This window comes from Pseudomonas sp. LBUM1659 (assembly GCF_059716045.1).
On sequence record NZ_CP166797.1, the window covers coordinates 2,549,768 to 2,565,766 of the forward strand.

At 59.5% G+C, this 15,999-nt stretch carries 15 protein-coding genes and 1 pseudogene; 11 read left to right on the forward strand and 5 right to left on the reverse strand.

The genetic code is table 11. The features are described from left to right. The first annotated feature begins 161 nt into the window (after positions 1–161). Positions 162–944, forward strand: a complete 783-nt coding sequence (locus tag ACA048_RS11530; protein ID WP_497629215.1) for an ABC transporter permease — start codon at positions 162–164, stop codon at positions 942–944. A 44-nt stretch (positions 945–988) separates the two neighbouring features. Beyond that, positions 989–1,962 (forward strand): annotated as a pseudogene (locus ACA048_RS11535) (AI-2E family transporter); the annotation flags it as partial. A gap of 24 nt (positions 1,963–1,986) precedes the next feature. Here the strand turns inward: ACA048_RS11535 and ACA048_RS11540 are convergent. Both ACA048_RS11540 and ACA048_RS11545 read right to left on the reverse strand, forming a co-directional pair. Then, a complete protein-coding gene (locus ACA048_RS11540; protein ID WP_497629216.1) occupies positions 1,987–3,291 on the reverse strand; it encodes an ATP-binding protein in 1,305 nt (434 codons plus the stop codon). After that, positions 3,288–4,028: a response regulator gene (locus ACA048_RS11545; RefSeq protein ID WP_497629217.1), complete on the reverse strand. Its 741-nt coding sequence runs from the start codon at positions 4,026–4,028 to the stop codon at positions 3,288–3,290. Before ACA048_RS11545 ends, ACA048_RS11540 begins: the two co-directional genes overlap by 4 nt. 304 nt (positions 4,029–4,332) lie before the next feature. Here ACA048_RS11545 and ACA048_RS11550 point away from each other — a divergent pair, with 304 nt between their 5' ends. The 3 genes from ACA048_RS11550 to ACA048_RS11560 all read left to right on the forward strand — a co-directional run bounded on the left by ACA048_RS11550 (position 4,333) and on the right by ACA048_RS11560 (position 6,262). Beyond that, positions 4,333–4,596, forward strand: coding sequence for a DUF2790 domain-containing protein (locus tag ACA048_RS11550; protein WP_477790222.1), 264 nt, complete (start codon positions 4,333–4,335; stop codon positions 4,594–4,596). Between the two features lie 48 nt (positions 4,597–4,644). Beyond that, positions 4,645–4,899: a hypothetical protein gene (locus ACA048_RS11555; protein ID WP_497629218.1), complete on the forward strand. Its 255-nt coding sequence runs from the start codon at positions 4,645–4,647 to the stop codon at positions 4,897–4,899. A 154-nt stretch (positions 4,900–5,053) separates the two neighbouring features. After that, complete coding sequence (locus tag ACA048_RS11560; protein WP_497629219.1) at positions 5,054–6,262, forward strand: cytochrome c biogenesis protein DipZ; 1,209 nt, start codon at positions 5,054–5,056, stop codon at positions 6,260–6,262. 24 nt (positions 6,263–6,286) lie between these two features. Here the strand turns inward: ACA048_RS11560 and ACA048_RS11565 are convergent, their stop codons facing one another. Further along, complete coding sequence (locus tag ACA048_RS11565; protein WP_497629220.1) at positions 6,287–7,264, reverse strand: AraC family transcriptional regulator; 978 nt, start codon at positions 7,262–7,264, stop codon at positions 6,287–6,289. A gap of 181 nt (positions 7,265–7,445) precedes the next feature. On the opposite strand from ACA048_RS11565, the gene ACA048_RS11570 reads away from it, so the two are divergent. Together ACA048_RS11570 and ACA048_RS11575 are read left to right on the forward strand one after the other, a co-directional pair. Beyond that, the gene (locus ACA048_RS11570; protein ID WP_452625985.1) at positions 7,446–7,715 is read left to right on the forward strand and encodes a DUF4242 domain-containing protein; all 270 of its coding nucleotides are present in this window, start codon (positions 7,446–7,448) and stop codon (positions 7,713–7,715) included. Positions 7,716–7,752: 37 nt separating this feature from the next. Then, positions 7,753–8,565, forward strand: a complete 813-nt coding sequence (locus tag ACA048_RS11575) for a class I SAM-dependent methyltransferase (RefSeq protein WP_497629221.1) — start codon at positions 7,753–7,755, stop codon at positions 8,563–8,565. A gap of 147 nt (positions 8,566–8,712) precedes the next feature. On the opposite strand, the gene ACA048_RS11580 is transcribed toward ACA048_RS11575, so the two are convergent. Together ACA048_RS11580 and pcsA are read right to left on the reverse strand one after the other, a co-directional pair. Further along, on the reverse strand, positions 8,713–9,099 hold the full coding sequence (locus ACA048_RS11580) for a DUF488 domain-containing protein (protein ID WP_497629222.1): 387 nt from the start codon (positions 9,097–9,099) through the stop codon (positions 8,713–8,715). 6 nt (positions 9,100–9,105) lie between these two features. Continuing rightward, the gene (pcsA, locus tag ACA048_RS11585; RefSeq protein ID WP_497629223.1) at positions 9,106–9,828 is read right to left on the reverse strand and encodes a phosphatidylcholine synthase; all 723 of its coding nucleotides are present in this window, start codon (positions 9,826–9,828) and stop codon (positions 9,106–9,108) included. 227 nt (positions 9,829–10,055) lie between these two features. On the opposite strand from pcsA, the gene ACA048_RS11590 reads away from it, so the two are divergent. From ACA048_RS11590 to ligD, 4 genes are all read left to right on the forward strand, one after another. Then, positions 10,056–10,781 carry a tellurite resistance TerB family protein gene (locus tag ACA048_RS11590; RefSeq protein WP_497629224.1) on the forward strand — a complete coding sequence of 242 codons (726 nt, stop codon included), beginning with the start codon at positions 10,056–10,058 and terminating at the stop codon, positions 10,779–10,781. A 242-nt stretch (positions 10,782–11,023) separates the two neighbouring features. Continuing rightward, entirely contained in the window at positions 11,024–12,400 is a 1,377-nt protein-coding gene (locus ACA048_RS11595) for an iron-containing redox enzyme family protein (protein ID WP_497629225.1), read from the forward strand. A 10-nt stretch (positions 12,401–12,410) separates the two neighbouring features. Next, positions 12,411–13,406: a methyltransferase gene (locus ACA048_RS11600; RefSeq protein ID WP_497629226.1), complete on the forward strand. Its 996-nt coding sequence runs from the start codon at positions 12,411–12,413 to the stop codon at positions 13,404–13,406. Next, the gene (ligD, locus tag ACA048_RS11605) at positions 13,403–15,979 is read left to right on the forward strand and encodes a DNA ligase D (protein WP_497629227.1); all 2,577 of its coding nucleotides are present in this window, start codon (positions 13,403–13,405) and stop codon (positions 15,977–15,979) included. The genes ACA048_RS11600 and ligD overlap by 4 nt, the downstream gene beginning before the upstream one ends. The last annotated feature ends 20 nt before the right edge of the window (positions 15,980–15,999 follow it).

Below are 15,999 nucleotides of genomic sequence, written 5' to 3' on the forward strand. Positions count from 1 at the left end.
AGGGGCATAAGTATCATCGTCATGCGGCAGGGTGTGTCGAGTAATCCAGGCTTGAAGATGATTTCGGACTATGAATCATCGTGAATTAACAGTTACAGATTGTTCGTTTCGCAGCGTACTGCTTGATAGTCGGTCTACGCCTCGTGGGAGTAAAGACACCCTTGAAACATCGATCACTCCTAAAAAATAAAAAAACAGTGATTGCGGCGCTCGTGTTGCATGAAGTGCGTGCGCGCGTCAATGAGCGAGGTATGAGAGGTATCTGGATTCTGCTTGAACCGGTTTGTCATTTATTGTTGTTCACTTATTTATTTGCACAGAGCGGTGGACAAACAGTTGTAGACATCGATTTTTCCATCTTTGTATTGGCAGGGTTGGTGCCGTTCTTGCTCTTTCGAAATATCGTCCTGCGTGTGATGGGAAGCACCTGCGCCAATCGGGCATCGTTTGCCAATAGGCAGATCAATCCGCTGAATATCCTGATAGCTCGAACGCTAGTCGAAACGTTTTTCGCCATCGTCGTGTACATCATTCTGGTGCTGGTTTTTGCTGGATATGGTTTTGACGTGTCCATCAAGGCGCCTGTCGAATGGCTATTGATTATCATTCTTGGGTTGTTGTTTTCCTTCGGGTTGGGTGTAGTGCTGGCGTCGCTTACCCATGCGAGCCCCGGAATCAACGTGTGTGTCCGAACGATGTTCTTTCCGCTGTATTTCATTTCAGGTGTGCTGGTTCCCGCGGTTTATCTTCCGCACGCCTTGTTGCCGATATTGCTACTGAATCCGTTTTTACACTTGGAGGAGTTGATTCGTTCGCAGGTGTTTTCTGATTACGAACCTGTAGAAGGAGTTTCGGTTGAATACGTCATGGTGATGGCTTTCGTCCTGCTGTTTGTTTCAATCAGCGTTTACCGGCGTCGTCGGCAAAGCCATATCAAACTCTAATTTCATAGTTTTTGATTTCCATCATTGTCCGTACCAAAGCATAAATATTCGCCAGCATCCTGGCGATCACGCTTTATCCACTGCAACGCAGGCTTCAACACAAGCTGGGTCGAAGCAATGGTTTCACAGCGGCTCTAATCGTAGTTATTGCCCTAGGCGTCCTGATAGCGACTGTCTCTCTGCTGGGACAGTCGCTTGTTGATTCGGTTGAGGGGGCCATGACGCTGGTCAAAACAGGTAGCTTCCAGATTCCTTTACCGCCCGAAATGATTGCCCACTGGCCATTGGTGGGCAAACTGCTGCATAACGTATGGATGGAGGCTGTCACGGACTTGCCTGACTTGATCCAAAAATACTTGCCCGAGATCAAGAACTTCGTCCTTTCCCTTTTAAGCCAGTTGGCAGGCGCCGGGATGGGGTTTCTCATGTTCATCGTCGCCTTGATGATCGCCGGCATCTTTATGGCCTTCGGTCAAAGCGGTGACCGCAGTGCGGTGCAAATTGTGTCGCGTATCTGTGGTTCCGTAAAAGGGCCAAAAATCACCTCGCTGTGCACCACCACCATTCGCGCAGTTGCAGTGGGTGTGATCGGTATAGCCTTCATTCAGATGCTGCGGGTGGGTGCCGGTTTCGTGGTGATGGGGTCCCCGGCGCCGGCTTGTTACCCCTTGTGCTGTTGCTGCTGGGTATCATGCAGTTACCCGCCACCTTGGTGACCGTTCCCGTGATCATCTACGTTTTTGCGAGTGAGGGTGCGAGTACGGTGTCCGTCGTATTTGCCATCTATGTGTTTATCGCGGGTTTGGTCGACAACGTGCTAGAGCCGATGTTGCTGGGGCGTGGCGTCGATGTACCGATGCCTGTGGTGCTGGTCGGCGCTTTGGGCGGCATGATCAGCGGCGGCATTATTGGGTTGTTTATCGGTCCTGTTCTTCTTGCCGTCAGCTATCAGTTGTTCTTTCAATGGGTGAAAGACCAGGCACCAGATATCGCGCAAGACGACCACGGACAGGCTTGATGTCTTTTAAGCGTAACGATGAGATCAGCTCGGTTGAGTCGGTAATCCAAGCTCTGCACATAAACCACCACCCTCACGATTACTTAACGTCAACGACCCGCCGATGGCCTGCGCCAGTTGCTGGGCAATTGCCAGGCCCAGGCCGGTCCCGCCGGTGCTACGGTTACGCGAATTCTCCACCCGGTAAAACGGTTCCATCACGTGGGCCAGTTCTTCCTCGGCAATGCCCGGCCCGCGGTCCATGACTTTCACCGATAGGCGGCCGTTTCTGGTTTCTACCTTCAGTTCGGCCGCACCCGCGAACTTCAACGCATTGTCCGTAAGGTTCACCAATACCCGCCGCAACGCATGCGGCCGGGTGTCGATCACCGCGCCACTTTTGCCACTCAGTTGCACGTCTTTGCCCATGTCCTGATAGTCGAACACCAGGCTGTCGAGGAATGAGTCCAGGTCGGTTCGGCGACTTTCTTCGGTGGAACCGTGAATGCTGCGCGCGTACGCCACACCTTCGCGCACCAGATGCTCCATCTCGCCGAGGTCGTTCCACAGTTTGTCTTTCTCGGTGGAGTCGTCCATGAATTCGGCGCGCAGTTTCATGCGGGTGATCGGGGTTTGCAGGTCGTGGGAGATCGCCGCCAGCAGTTGCATGCGCTCCTTGAGGTAGGCGGCGATGCGCGCCTGCATTGAATTGAACGCCTTGGCGGCGTGGGCAACTTCGGTCGGACCTTTTTCGTCCAGGTGCACGGCGTGGGCATTGGGGTCGAGCGTTTCCACGGCCTGGGAGAGCCGCGTCAGCGGGCGGATGGCGATTCGCACGGCGAGCCAGGTGCAGGCGATCATCAACGCCAATTGGCCGAGCAGGACGAAGGGCAGCCACGGCGACAACGGCACCATCGACGGACGTACGTCGATGGTGACCGGGCTGCCATCGGTCAGTTTCAGATGGACCTGGAAGTGTTTGCTCGGGCCGGGAATGTCGGTCACGGTCATCGGGTAATCCTTGCCGATGGCGTCCTTGATCGAGGTCACTGCAATCGGCGTGTCGCGCATGGCCTCGCCCGGCGAGCCTTCATCCAGCAGATAGCGGTAATTGCGCCGATCCAGTTGTTGCAACCAGCTCGCTCGTTCCGTGGCCGGCAAGCGGTCGAGGATGGCGATGGAGGTCGAGACGTCGGTCTCCAGGTTGCCAAGCATGGTGGTTTTAGCGGTCTCGTAACGCTCGTAATACTGCGCGCCGAAGGACAGCGCCTGCGCCAGAATCAAGCCGATCAGAAAGATCAGCGACAGCCGCGAGGCGAGGGTGCGGGGCCAGCGAAGGTTGAGGTTCATGAAGGCGCCCCGAGTACTTCCACCGGCAGTGAAAACACATAGCCCTCACTGCGCACGGTTTTGATGTAAGCCGGTTCGCGGGCGTCGTCGAGCAGACGCTGGCGCAAGCGGCTGACCAACAAGTCGATGGAGCGGTCGAAGAGGTCGGCGTCGCGGCCCTGCGTCAGGTTCAGCAGTTGATCGCGATTGAGCACCCGCTGCGGATGATCGAGAAAGACCCGCAGCAGCCGGTATTCGGCGCCGCTCAGCGCGACCATGGTGCCGTCGTCGTCCAGCAGGTGCCGGGCCGAGGTGTCGAGGCGCCAGCGACCGAACTCCAACAGGCGACCGCTCTCGGTCACCACCAGGTTGGGCGGCAACATCCGCGTGCGGCGCAATACGGCGTTGATTCGGGCGAGCAGTTCGCGGGCGGCGAACGGTTTGACCAGGTAATCGTCGGCGCCCATTTCCAGGCCGATGATGCGGTCGGTTTCATCGTTGCGCGCGGTGAGCATGAGCACCGGGGTGGCCTTGTGTTTGCCGGCGCGCAGTTCACGGCAGAGCATCAGGCCGTCGTCGCCGGGCATCATGATGTCTAGCACGATCAGGTCCACCGGCGTGGTTTCAAGGAAGGCGCGCATCTGCCGGCCGTCGGCGACGACCGTGGTGCGCAGGCCGTTCTTCTTGAGGTAGTTGCCTACCAGTTCCCGGATCTCGCGGTCATCGTCCACGATGAGAATGTGATCGACATGTTCCATGGGACTGGCCTCTATCAATGGGGGGTATCGCGCAGTCTATAGAGCCAGGGTCCGCTCGACCGCCACCCTTTGTATTGCAGTGTATCTGGCTTGGCGGCGGATACACGCAGACGCAAAAACAGGGTTTTTCAGGGGTTTTGTATCGCTGTGTATCGGGGCCCGGCTTTGATACGTACCGATTTATACGCGTCTGTTTTCGACACAGACCAGATACCTCGCTGGCTTCTAATAGGTTCCATCGAGGCCAACCAGACCGCCTCGGCTCAATCGACCACTGACCCATTGAAGCCTTGAGGAACCCGCCATGAACACTAAAGCCATCTACGCCGCTTGCCTGTTTGCCGCACTGAACATCTGCACCTTGTCGGCCCGTGCCGAAGCAGACGTTACACCGAAAACCTACACCTACGGCACTCATTTGGACATCAAGAAAGTCGTGTCGCTGAAACAGGACGCGACGCCGATCTGCGGGGTGGTGGATGCGCAACTGACCTACCTGGATTCGCAGAACAAAACCCAGGTCGTGGACTACCGCAAAGTGGCTGATGGCTGCAACTCGGACAACTGAGTACCTCGATCGCCCATTGCTCACCCCCTTTGAAACAGGAAGCACATCATGAACAACGTAAGCCGCTATTTGACCGCCATTGCCTTCACCATCGCCGGCTCCGCCGCCCATGCCAATGCTGCTGTTGAACAGAGTAGTTGTGGCAGCAACACTTGCTTCCAGCTGACGCCGGTGGCGCACAAGGACGCGAATGCGTTTCTGGCACAGGATGGTTATAGCCGTACGCCGCAGGGGCGGATGGTTGCAGAGAATGGCGGTAGCCGGACTCCACAGGGGCAGCAACTGGATAACCAGACGGCCTGAAAAACACCACCGCCCACCTGTGGGAGCGAGCCTGCTCGCGATGACGGCAGCACATTCAACATCTATGTAGCTGCCAGATCGCCATCGCGAGCAGGCTCGCTCCTACAAGGGGTTTGTGTGGCGTGTCGCCCTCCATCATTTCAAAGGTGATCCCATGTTCCTCATCGCTTTCCTGGGCGGCATATTGACCGTCCTCAGCCCTTGCATCCTGCCGGTCGTACCGTTCCTGTTCGCCGGGGTCAAACGTACCCGTTCCTCCATCCTGCTCACCCTCGGTGGCATGGTCCTGACCTTTGCCCTGATCTCCAGCCTGGCCGTGGTCAGCAGTGAGTGGGTGGTGCAAGCCAACAACACCGGCCGCCAGGTCGCCCTGATCGTGATGGGGCTGTTTGCCGTGTCGCTGATCTCTGCCCGGGTCGGTGACTTGATGGCCCGTCCGTTCGTGGCGCTTGGCAATCGCCTTGACCCCGACAACCGCAACCTGTCCGGTCCGTTGAGTTCGGTGATGATCGGTGTTGCCACCGGCCTGCTGTGGGCACCCTGCGCCGGGCCGATCCTTGGTGTGATCCTGACGGGGGCCATGCTGCAAGGCGCCAATGCGCAAACCAGCCTGTTGCTGCTGGCGTACGGCCTGGGCAGCGCGTTGTCGCTGGGCACCTTGATTTTCGCCGGGCGCGGTCTGGTCAACCGTTTGAAAGCGTCGATCCCGGTCACCGGGTGGCTGCGTCGAGGTACCGGTGTTGCGGTGCTGGCTGCGGCGGCGGTGATTTCCACCGGAGCCGACAAAGCCCTGCTGGCCGGCACTTCCTCCGAAGGCGTCAGCAGCCTCGAGAAAGGGGTGCTGGAAACCGTGCCGAAAGTAGTCGATTACTTCGTCAGCAAAGTGAAGGCCGATACGATGGACAACGCCCAAGGCGCCATGCCGTCACTGAACGGCGCCGTCGAATGGCTCAACTCGCCAGCCCTGACCAACGAATCGCTGAAAGGCAAAGTGGTGCTGGTGGATTTCTGGACCTTCGACTGCATCAACTGCCAGCACACGCTGCCCTATGTGAAGGACTGGGCGAAGAAATACGAAAAGGACGGCCTGGTGGTGATCGGCGTGCACACCCCTGAGTACGGTTTTGAGCGCATCATCGACAACGTCAAGGATCAGGTGAAAAAGCTCGGCATCACCTACCCGGTGGCCATCGACAACAACTACGCGATCTGGCGCAACTTCGACAATCAGTACTGGCCCGCGCATTACCTGATCGACGCCAAGGGGCAGGTGCGTTACACCCACTTTGGTGAAGGCAGCTACGACACTCAGGAGAAGGTGATCCAGCAACTGTTGGAAGAGGCGAAAGCCCCGGCTGCATAACCGATCAGATCAATGGCCCACAGGCTACGCGCCTTGGGTCATTGGTTTGTTCGCCTGACTGCGCCGCCACGCGGCCGGGGGCGCACCGAACTCGCGACGAAAGGCCCGGCTGAACGCTGTATCGGTCTGGTAACCCACTTCTTCGGCAATGCGCATCAATGAACTGTTACTGCTGCGTAACAGGTTGGCCGCCAGCAACATCCGCCATTGCGTCAGATACTGCATCGGCGAACTCCCGACCAATTGCTGAAAGCGTTCCGCCAACACCGATCTTGAGGTGCCGGCTGTGCGCGCCAGCTCATCCAGCGTCCAGGCGTGACAGGGCTTTTTGTGCAGGGCGTTCAACGCGCCGCCGACAATCCGGTCACCGACACCGGCCAGCCACCCGGTACGCCCTTCGCCCTGTTCGTTCATGTACAGGCGCAGCACTTCGATGAACAACACTTCGGCCAGTTTAGCCAGCACACCTTCACCACCGGGCCTTGGCGATCGGGCTTCGGCCAGGGCATAACGCACCGAAGATTCGAGCCACATGCCGGCATTCGAACCGCGCACGTTGACCCGGACCACCGCCGGCAGCCCTGTCAACAACATGCCGGCCAACCGCGTATCGCACGCCAGATAACCGCACACCAACCGCGTGACCGCGCCGCCACCGCCATAACTCAACTGCCGTGGCCGCCGCGCCAGCACCACGTCCAGCCGTGCACCGGTGGCGGGCGGCAGGCCCGGTTTAGAACACATGCGATGGGCGTGGCCTTGCGGGAAAACCACCACATCGCCGGCCGTCAACAACAAGGGAGGGTCATCACCGAGTTCGACGTAACACTCACCCTCGGTGATCAAGTGAAAGATCACCACACGTTCGGCCCCAGGTTCCAGAAACGGTGCCGCCGTGTCGGCGCTGGGCGACTGGTAGCACCAGGGCGCGGTGAACCGGGCATTGATGAAAATCGCGCCGACCAGGCGCACGACACGCAAGGTTTGTGACAGGGCGTCCATGGCGGTTTCCCGATGTGCGGATGATGTTGATTGTGAGCCTGTCGCGGCCCCGCGCCCAACCTCCGGACGATCGGACAGAGTTGGCCGACGATCGGGCAGGACGCTGGCCTGCGCTGGGGCGATAGTTGGCCAACGGGGCCGATTCCGACCCCGTCATCAATAACAAAAATGAGAGGTTGCCATGCCAAAGTTCGTCATAGAACGAGAGATCCCTGGCGCTGGAACACTGTCAGAGCGCGATTTGAAAGCCGCCTCGCTAAAGTCCTGCAATGTGTTGCGCGAGCTGCCAGAAGTGCAGTGGCTTCAGAGTTACGTCACCGGTGACAAACTCTACTGCGTGTACATCGCACCCAACGAAGCGCTCATCAAAGAACACGCCACCCGCAGTGGTTTCCCGGCCAACCGTATTTCCCAAGTGGCGAGTATTATCGATCCCACCACGGCGGAATAGGCCGCGATCGCGTTGCAATCCTTACGGAGCAGACTTCATGAGTACACTGATTGATCTCACTGCCCTGAAAAACCGCCAGATGGCCTCTTGGGCCAGCGGCGACTACGCCGTTATCGGCACCACGTTGCAGATTGTCGGCGAGCAGCTTGCAGAAGCCTGCGACCTGCTCTGTGACGAGCGGGTGCTGGACGTCGCCGCTGGCAACGGCAATGCGACACTCGCCGCCGCACGCCGAGGCTGCAAGGTCACCTCGACCGACTACGTCGCCGCGCTGCTGGAGCGTGGCGAAGACCGGGCCAGGGCAGAGCACCTGGAGGTGACCTTCCAGGTGGCCGATGCCGAAGCCCTGCCGTTTGAGGATGCGAGCTTCGATGCCGTGCTGTCGACTTTCGGCGTGATGTTTACGCCCGACCAGCCCAAAGCCGCCGCAGAACTGGCGCGAGTCTGCCGCCCCGGTGGGCGGATCGGCCTGGCCAACTGGACGCCGGAAGGCTATGTCGGGCAGATGTTCAAGACCCTGGGCCGCCACATGCCGCCCCCGGCGGGGGCACAACCGCCCTCCAATTGGGGCACCGAAGCCTGGCTGCATACATACTTCGATGAACGCGACTTTCTGGTCCAGGTGACGCGCCGTACCTTCAACTTTCGCTATCGCTCGGCGGCGCACTTCATTGACGTTTTCCGCAAGTGGTACGGGCCGCTCCATAAAGCCTTCGCGGTGTTGCCTCCTGAGGGCGCCCAAGCGTTTGAACAGGACCTGACCGAGCTGCTGAACCGGGCGAACCGGGCGGGGGAGAAGTCACTGGTGGTGCCGAGCGAATACCTCGAAGTCGTCATCACAAGGCGCTGAGCTGGCATAGATCTAACTGTAGGAGCTGAGCTTGCTCGCGATGGCGTACGTTCAGTCAGCATCAATGTTGAATGATCGACCGCCATCGTCGGAACGCCGCCCGGAGCAAGCTCAGCTCCTACAAGGGATTTATGGTGTTTTTGAGGTTTACACGATGCTGGCGCCCCGGGCCTTCAATAGCTCGCGCAATACCGAGCGGTGGCAACGCGTTTCGTCCTCGCAATAACAACCGATGGCCAGCGAGGTTTGATGGGAGAGGGCCGCCAGCAGGTCCAGTAGCTGACTCGGCGCGGGATGGTTCATTTCAGCCTTGAATTTGCGCCGGAAGGCTTCCCAGGCTTTCTCATCAGTGGCCGCTTTGGCCTCGGCGAGCAACTCCGCGCTGGGTGACAGTAACGGCTGCCACACGTCATAAAAATCCCGACGGGCAAACTCGGTCTTCAGTACGCCACGGGGTGGGCGGCGTACGGTGCCTAAACGCAAACCCTCATCGGGTGTACGCGGTGAACCGAGTCGAACGATATAAATGGCCATTTCGCATTATGGCTGATGCGAGCCGTCCAACCACTCCAATGCCGTGCGCCAGATGCAGACCCCAAGAAAGTATGCCGACATCAGCAACCAGAGCCCCATTACCATAGGGTTGATCACCGGATGGTTAAGCACCAGCGACAAACTGCACAGCAACCAGATGGCCGTCACAGCGATATTGATCGGCATGAAACGGCGCACGCGAAACGGGTGCAGGAACTTCATCCGCGTCACGGTCAACAAGGACAGGCCGATGACCGTAAACAAAGTCACCCACGGTGTCGGCGCGATGATGTACAGGCATAGCGCAACCACGTTCCACGCGGCCGGAAAACCCTGGAAGTAGTTGTCTTTGCTTTTCATGTTGACGTTGCAGAAGCACAACAGCGACGACACCAGAATCAGCGACACCGTCAGCAGAAGCGTGTAATCCGGCAGCGGCACGTAGCGATAAATAAACAGCGCCGGGATGAACACATAGGTCAGGTAGTCGATCACCAGGTCCAGGATCGAGCCATCGAAACCGGGCAACACCGACTGCACATTGACCTTGCGCGCGAGTGCGCCGTCCAGTCCGTCGACGATCAGCGCGACCCCCAGCCACAGCAGGCAGTGGGTCGGCTGGTTTTCCAGCAGCGCCAGGGTGGCAAGGAAGGCGGTCACTACGCCGGTCGCGGTGAAACCATGGGCTCCCCATGCTTTGAGCCTGGCAATGTGTACGGTCGAAATCACGGGGGCGTTCTCCAGAAAGTGAAGCAAGCCAGTTATCACCCTTCAAGTGGGGTGTCGGCAAACCGGATCGGGTTGCAGGTATCGACCGGGAATCCGGGGATAAGGTTCACCGTCGGTAAATCCTGGTGGCATATCAGGCTTTCACGCCAGCCCAACGGTGGTGGCGCATTTGCCGTCGAGGTCTATCGTTGCCTGACTGATTCACTTCCCTTGAGGAGGACATTGTCATGAACACCAGCGATTTACTCGAACAATTACTGCGGGCCGGCAAAGGCTCGATGTCGCAACAGAGCGGCGCAAGCGCATCGTCTCAAGATCCGCTAGGCGGACTGGGCGGGTTACTGGGCAGCCTGATAGGCGGTGGGGGCGGCCGAAGCAGTGCCGGTGGTGGATTGGATGACTTGCTCGGCGGATTGCTGGGTGGCGGCGCACCGACGGGCGGTGTGACTCAAAATCGCTCCGGTGGCGGCACAAGTTATGCCGCCCTGGCATCGCTGGGAATGATGGCCTTTCAGGCGTATCAGGCTTGGCAGCGCAGTCAGCCCTCGGCGCCACAACAGCCGCCGCGCACCGTCGATTTATTGTCTGGCCCGGACGTCGAAGACCATAGCCACGCGGTGCTGCGCGCGTTGATTGCGGCGGCGAAGGCCGATGGCCGCATTGATGATGCAGAGAAGCAGATGATCAGCGCTGAAATCGGTAAACACACCGATGACCCGGACCTTCAGCAATGGCTGGATGAAGAGGTGGCCCGGCCGCTGGATGCCACCGATGTGTCGCTGTCGGCAACCGATCCGGCGATCGCGGCGGAAATGTATCTGGCCAGCGTGATGCTGGTGAACGATCAGGGGGAGGCCGAGCGTACCTGGCTGGACGAACTGTCGGCGGCGCTGAACATCGATCCCCAATTGCAGGTGCATCTGGAGCTGCAGGCCAAGGGTGGCGCTGCCTGAGGGGCAGCCACAACAACCATGCTGACTATCAGATTGCTTTCGCGAGCCGGCTCCGGGCGGCGTTCCGACGAAGAACGATAACGCGGTCACCAGTCTTGTTCGAGAGATCTGCCCCGCCACAAGCCCGTCTGTCCGGGCAATTTGAACGCCGATTGAATTTTTCTCCGGGCCTGTCGCTCTGCTGATGTAGAGACGTGTTGCTTGAACGTCCTGCCACTGGCCATAGACCGAGAGATGCGCCCATGACTGCCCTGACACACCTCCAATCCCGGCCTGCCCACGAGCAGGCGATTTCTGCCACCGGTAGCCTGAAGCAGACCTACGAGCAGTTGCTGTTGAGCGACGATGCCCAGCCTCTCGCCCGGACGTTTCTGCACGCTCAACTGCAGCAAGCAGCGAACCTGCCGCAGGACATGCCGCAAGACCTGTCGGCCCTGCAAGGCTTTGTCGAGCAGCACTCTACCGAGGTGGCTCGCCAGTACGCCGACTACCTCAAAGCCCGCAAAGCGGGGGGCGGACGGCAGTTTTTCAGCAACAAGGCCCATGCCCTGTTTTTCCTGCAAGCCGTTGCCCCGACCAAACGGGTGGACGGCGCCTGGTTGTCGGGGTTGCTGGCGCAGTGGCGTGACCCGCGTTTCGACGGGCTGATGTGCACCTACCTGGAAGAGTTGGGCGACGGCAACCCGGCGCAAAATCATGTGGTGATCTACCGCAAATTGCTGGCGGAACTGGGCTTGCAGGACACCGGCGTCATCGCCGACGAGCATTACCTGCAAGGCGCAATACAGCTGGCGCTGGGCAAATGCGCCGACAGGTTTTTACCTGAGGTGATCGGCTATAACCTGGGCTATGAACAACTGCCGCTGCACCTGTTGATCAGCGCCTATGAACTCGGCGAATTGGGCATCGATCCGTATTACTTCACGCTGCACGTGACCATCGACAATGCCAGCACCGGCCACGCGCACAAAGCCGTGCAGGCGGTGTTGCAACTGATGCCGCTGGAAGGTGATCGCGAAGACTTTCTGCGTCGGGTCGCGCTGGGCTATCGGCTTAATGATCTGGGGCCGGGCAGTCGGGCGATCATCGAATCGTTCGACCTCTTCGGCGAAGTGCTGAACATGCTGGAACGCAAACGTCCGTTCGGCCAGCACATGCATTCCGATTACTGCCGCTTTGAAGGCAAGACCGTCAACCAGTGGCTGTCGGCGCCAGAGCAGTTGCCCGGCTTTCTCGCCGCCCTGGAAAACAAGGGCTGGATCAAGCGTCACCAGGACCCGCAAGCCAGCCGTTTCTGGCAGTTGATCGAGGGCGACGGCGCTGCCATGTTCGGGGTGTTCAGCCCTTATGAAAAACAACTGCTGCATGACTGGATCGCCGGCGACTGGACACCCGAGTGCCCGCCACCGGCGTATCGCCGTAGTCACAGTGACGCCGTCGAACCCGCCTTGCCGGCCAGCGATCCGGATGTCCAGAGCCTGCAAGCCGCGCTGGAGGGGCGGACCGCTGCCGAGCAGATGCAGGTGTTGATTCCGTGGCTGTCGGCGCACCGGCATTCCCATCCAGCCGGCCTGTTGGCCACGCGTCGATTCATCGAGCTCAAATCCAGCCTTCGCTAAGGAGCCTTTCATGAATCAGGAAGAACACATGGGCACTGCCGATCTGGCGTTGCTGCAACTGGGACGCCGATTGCAGGCTGACGGCTATCGATTCATCACACCCACGCCGCTGACGCATCAGCGAGTGCTTGATCGCGCGGCCTGGCGACAGACCCAGACCCTGCGTGATGTGTTCGGTTGGTCGCGGCCGTTCGAGCCGGGCCTGTTGTCGGCGGATGAGCAGCGGCAGTTACAACAGGCTGGTGTGCTGGAGGAAAGCAACGGCCACCTGAAAAGCCGGGTGCGCTGGTCGAGTCTGGATGACCTGCTGTTTGTGCATTCCGCCTTTCCCACCGACGCGGCGGACGCGGTGTTCTTCGGCCCGGACACGTATCGGTTTGCGCAATTGATCCATGCCCATCTGCAACACAACTTCGCCCCAATCAGGCGTGCCGTGGACATCGGCTGTGGGGCCGGTGTCGGAGCAATTGTGATTGCCCGTGCATGCCGAGAAGCCCAAGTGCTGGCCGTGGACATCAACCCGGCGGCGCTGCGCCTGACGGCAATCAATGCCGCGCTCGCCGAAGTGGCCAATGTCAGCGTCGAGGCCAGTGATGTGCTGCAGGACGTCGACGGCCAGTTCGACCTGATCGTCGCCAACCCACCCTACATGGCCGACCCGGCAGAGCGGGCGTACCGCCATGGTGGTGGGGCGTTCGGTGCGCAACTGTCTCTGCGCATTGTCGAGCAAGCGTTGTATCGACTTGCGCCCGGCGGTTCGCTGGTGCTGTACACCGGGGTGGCGATGATCGATGGCCATGATCCTTTCCTGCAAGCGCTGACCCCGCGTCTTGAATCGCCGATGTTTGGCTGGACTTACCGTGAACTCGATCCCGACGTGTTCGGCGAGGAATTGCTGACCCCGGGCTATCAACGGGTGGAACGGATTGCAGTGGTGGCGCTGATCGTCACGCGGGTCGGCCCAGGTATCGGGGGGATCGTTGAATTGACGCCAGGTGCGCCATGAACAAGAACCTCGACGACTACAACCGCATGCGCGACTTTTCGGCGACCTCTGAACCCGCCGCGACCAAACGCCTGAGCAAAAAAAATGCAAAAGACCATGCGTTGCAGTTTTGCATTCAGAAGCACGACGCCTCTCGCCTGCACTACGATTTTCGCCTGGAGCTCGATGGCGCACTGAAAAGCTGGGCGGTACCCAAAGGTCCTTCGCTCGACCCCAAGGTCAAGCGCCTGGCGGTCCACGTCGAAGATCATCCGCTGGACTACGCGACGTTCGAGGGCAGCATTCCCGAAGGGCATTACGGCGCAGGAGACGTGATCGTCTGGGACCGTGGCGTGTGGATTCCGCAGGAGGATCCGGCCAAGGCTTACGCCAAGGGCAAACTCAAGTTCGAACTGCAAGGCGAGAAGCTCGGCGGACTGTGGAACCTGGTGCGCACGCACATGCCGGGCAAGCAGGAACAATGGTTTTTGATCAAGCATCAGGACAGCGCGGCCAAACCGGAAAGCGACTACGACGTGATCGCTGCCGAGCCCGATAGCGTGCTGAGTGACCGAACCCTCATCGCCAAACCGTCAAAAACAGCGGGTAAACCCAAACCCATCAAAAAGCCTGCCAAACCTGCTGCTAAAGCGGCATCCGCGCCACTCACCGGCGCTCACAAAGCCAAACTGCCCGACCAGCTCAAACCCGAACTGGCCACGCTGGTGGAAAAGGCCCCGGAGGGCCAGTGGAGCTACGAGATCAAGTTCGATGGCTACCGGATCATGGCCCGCATCGATCACGGTGACGTCAAACTCTTCACTCGTAACGGTCACGACTGGACCCACAAGCTCCCCAGACAAGCTGCAGCTTTAGCGGCACTGAGCCTCGAATCGGCCTGGCTCGACGGTGAAATGGTGGTGGCCGACGAGCAGGGTGTACCGGACTTTCAGGCGCTGCAAAATGCCTTCGACGCCGGTGCCAGCGCCAACATCCTGTATTACCTGTTCGACCTGCCTTACCTCAATGGCGTGGACCTGCGCGAGGTACCGGTCGAAGAGCGCAGGGTGGCGCTGTCCACCGTGCTCAAACTCAATCAGGACCCGTTGCTGCGCTTCTCGGACTCGTTCGACGAAGCGCCGGAAGCCTTGCTCAATAGCGCCTGCCAAATGCAGATGGAAGGGCTGATCGGCAAGCGTTTGGGCTCGCCTTACGTGTCCCGGCGCAGCAGCGACTGGATCAAGCTCAAGTGCAAACACCGGCAGGAATTTGTGGTGGTCGGCTACACCGATCCGAAAGGTTCGCGCAACGCCTTCGGTGCGTTGCTTCTCGGCTTGCATGACCGTGACAGCGGCCAGTTGCGTTACGCCGGCAAGGTCGGCACCGGGTTCAACGAGACCACGCTTAAGCGCATCTACGAACAGCTGAAACCGTTGCAGGCGAAGAAGCCATCGGTGGTCAATCCACCGACCGGTTTCGAGGCCAAGGGCGTGCACTGGCTCAAACCCAAACTGCTGGCGGAAGTGGCATTCGCTGAGATGACCAAGGACGGCTCGGTTCGCCATGCGGTATTCCATGGCCTGCGCGATGACAAACCCGCCGAAGGCATTACAGAGGAGCAGCCGAAAGTGCTGAAGACTCCAGTTAAAAAAACGTCCGCTGCGGCGAAAAAAAAAGCGGACCCGCCCGCTCCGTCGCAGATTGGCCTGGGTGAAGGCAAGGTGCGCATCACCCACCCCGACCGGGTCATCGACGCCTCCAGTGGCACCACCAAAGTGCAACTGGCCGAGTATTACGCCAGCGTTGCCCAATGGATTTTGCCCGAGCTCAAGGACCGCCCCGTTGCCTTGGTGCGCGCGCCGGACGGCATTGCCGGTGAGCTGTTTTTCCAGAAAAACGCCGAGCGCCTGGCCATCCCCGGCATCACCACGCTGGACAAGGAACTGACCGGCCAACCGGTGATGATCATCAACAACGCCGAAGCCTTGATTGGCGCCGTGCAGATGAGCACCGTGGAACTGCACACCTGGAACGCCACCGCAGATAACCTCGACCGGCCCGACCGCTTTGTGCTCGACCTCGATCCGGACCCGGCGTTGCCGTGGAAAAGCATGGTCGAAGCGACGCACCTGACGCTGTCGGTACTGGATGAGCTTGGCCTCAAGGCGTTTCTCAAAACCAGCGGCGGCAAAGGCATTCACCTGGTGGTGCCGCTGATCCGCAAGCTCGGCTGGGACGAAGTAAAAGACTTCAGCCATGCGATTGTCAGCCACATGGCCAAGCTGTTGCCGGAACGGTTTTCCGCGGTGTCGGGACCAAAAAACAGGGTAGGGCGGATCTTCATCGATTACCTGCGCAACGGACTGGGCGCGACCACCATTTGCGCCTACGCCGCACGCACCCGTGAAGGGCTGCCGGTGTCGGTGCCGGTCTTTCGCGAAGAGGTTGCGGAGCTCAGGGGTGGCAATCAATGGAACGTGCACACGGTGCATGAACGCCTGGCGGAGGTGGGCGATGCGCCTTGGGCGGACCTGAAGAAAACCCGGCAGACGATTACGGCCGAGATGCGACGACGGGTCGGGATGAAAAAGTGATGGTCGCAGATGATGCCTGC

Excerpts from the sequence above, each read along its gene's own strand:
- ACA048_RS11540 (WP_497629216.1), bottom strand. The coding sequence starts at position 3,291 with ATGAACCTCAACCTTCGCTGGCCCCGCACCCTCGCCTCGCGGCTGTCG.
- ACA048_RS11545 (WP_497629217.1), bottom strand. The coding sequence starts at position 4,028 with ATGGAACATGTCGATCACATTCTCATCGTGGACGATGACCGCGAGATC.
- ACA048_RS11550 (WP_477790222.1), top strand. The coding sequence starts at position 4,333 with ATGAACACTAAAGCCATCTACGCCGCTTGCCTGTTTGCCGCACTGAAC.
- ACA048_RS11555 (WP_497629218.1), top strand. The coding sequence starts at position 4,645 with ATGAACAACGTAAGCCGCTATTTGACCGCCATTGCCTTCACCATCGCC.
- ACA048_RS11560 (WP_497629219.1), top strand. The coding sequence starts at position 5,054 with ATGTTCCTCATCGCTTTCCTGGGCGGCATATTGACCGTCCTCAGCCCT.
- ACA048_RS11565 (WP_497629220.1), bottom strand. The coding sequence starts at position 7,264 with ATGGACGCCCTGTCACAAACCTTGCGTGTCGTGCGCCTGGTCGGCGCG.
- ACA048_RS11570 (WP_452625985.1), top strand. The coding sequence starts at position 7,446 with ATGCCAAAGTTCGTCATAGAACGAGAGATCCCTGGCGCTGGAACACTG.
- ACA048_RS11575 (WP_497629221.1), top strand. The coding sequence starts at position 7,753 with ATGAGTACACTGATTGATCTCACTGCCCTGAAAAACCGCCAGATGGCC.
- ACA048_RS11580 (WP_497629222.1), bottom strand. The coding sequence starts at position 9,099 with ATGGCCATTTATATCGTTCGACTCGGTTCACCGCGTACACCCGATGAG.
- ACA048_RS11590 (WP_497629224.1), top strand. The coding sequence starts at position 10,056 with ATGAACACCAGCGATTTACTCGAACAATTACTGCGGGCCGGCAAAGGC.
- ACA048_RS11595 (WP_497629225.1), top strand. The coding sequence starts at position 11,024 with ATGACTGCCCTGACACACCTCCAATCCCGGCCTGCCCACGAGCAGGCG.
- ACA048_RS11600 (WP_497629226.1), top strand. The coding sequence starts at position 12,411 with ATGAATCAGGAAGAACACATGGGCACTGCCGATCTGGCGTTGCTGCAA.
- ligD (WP_497629227.1), top strand. The coding sequence starts at position 13,403 with ATGAACAAGAACCTCGACGACTACAACCGCATGCGCGACTTTTCGGCG.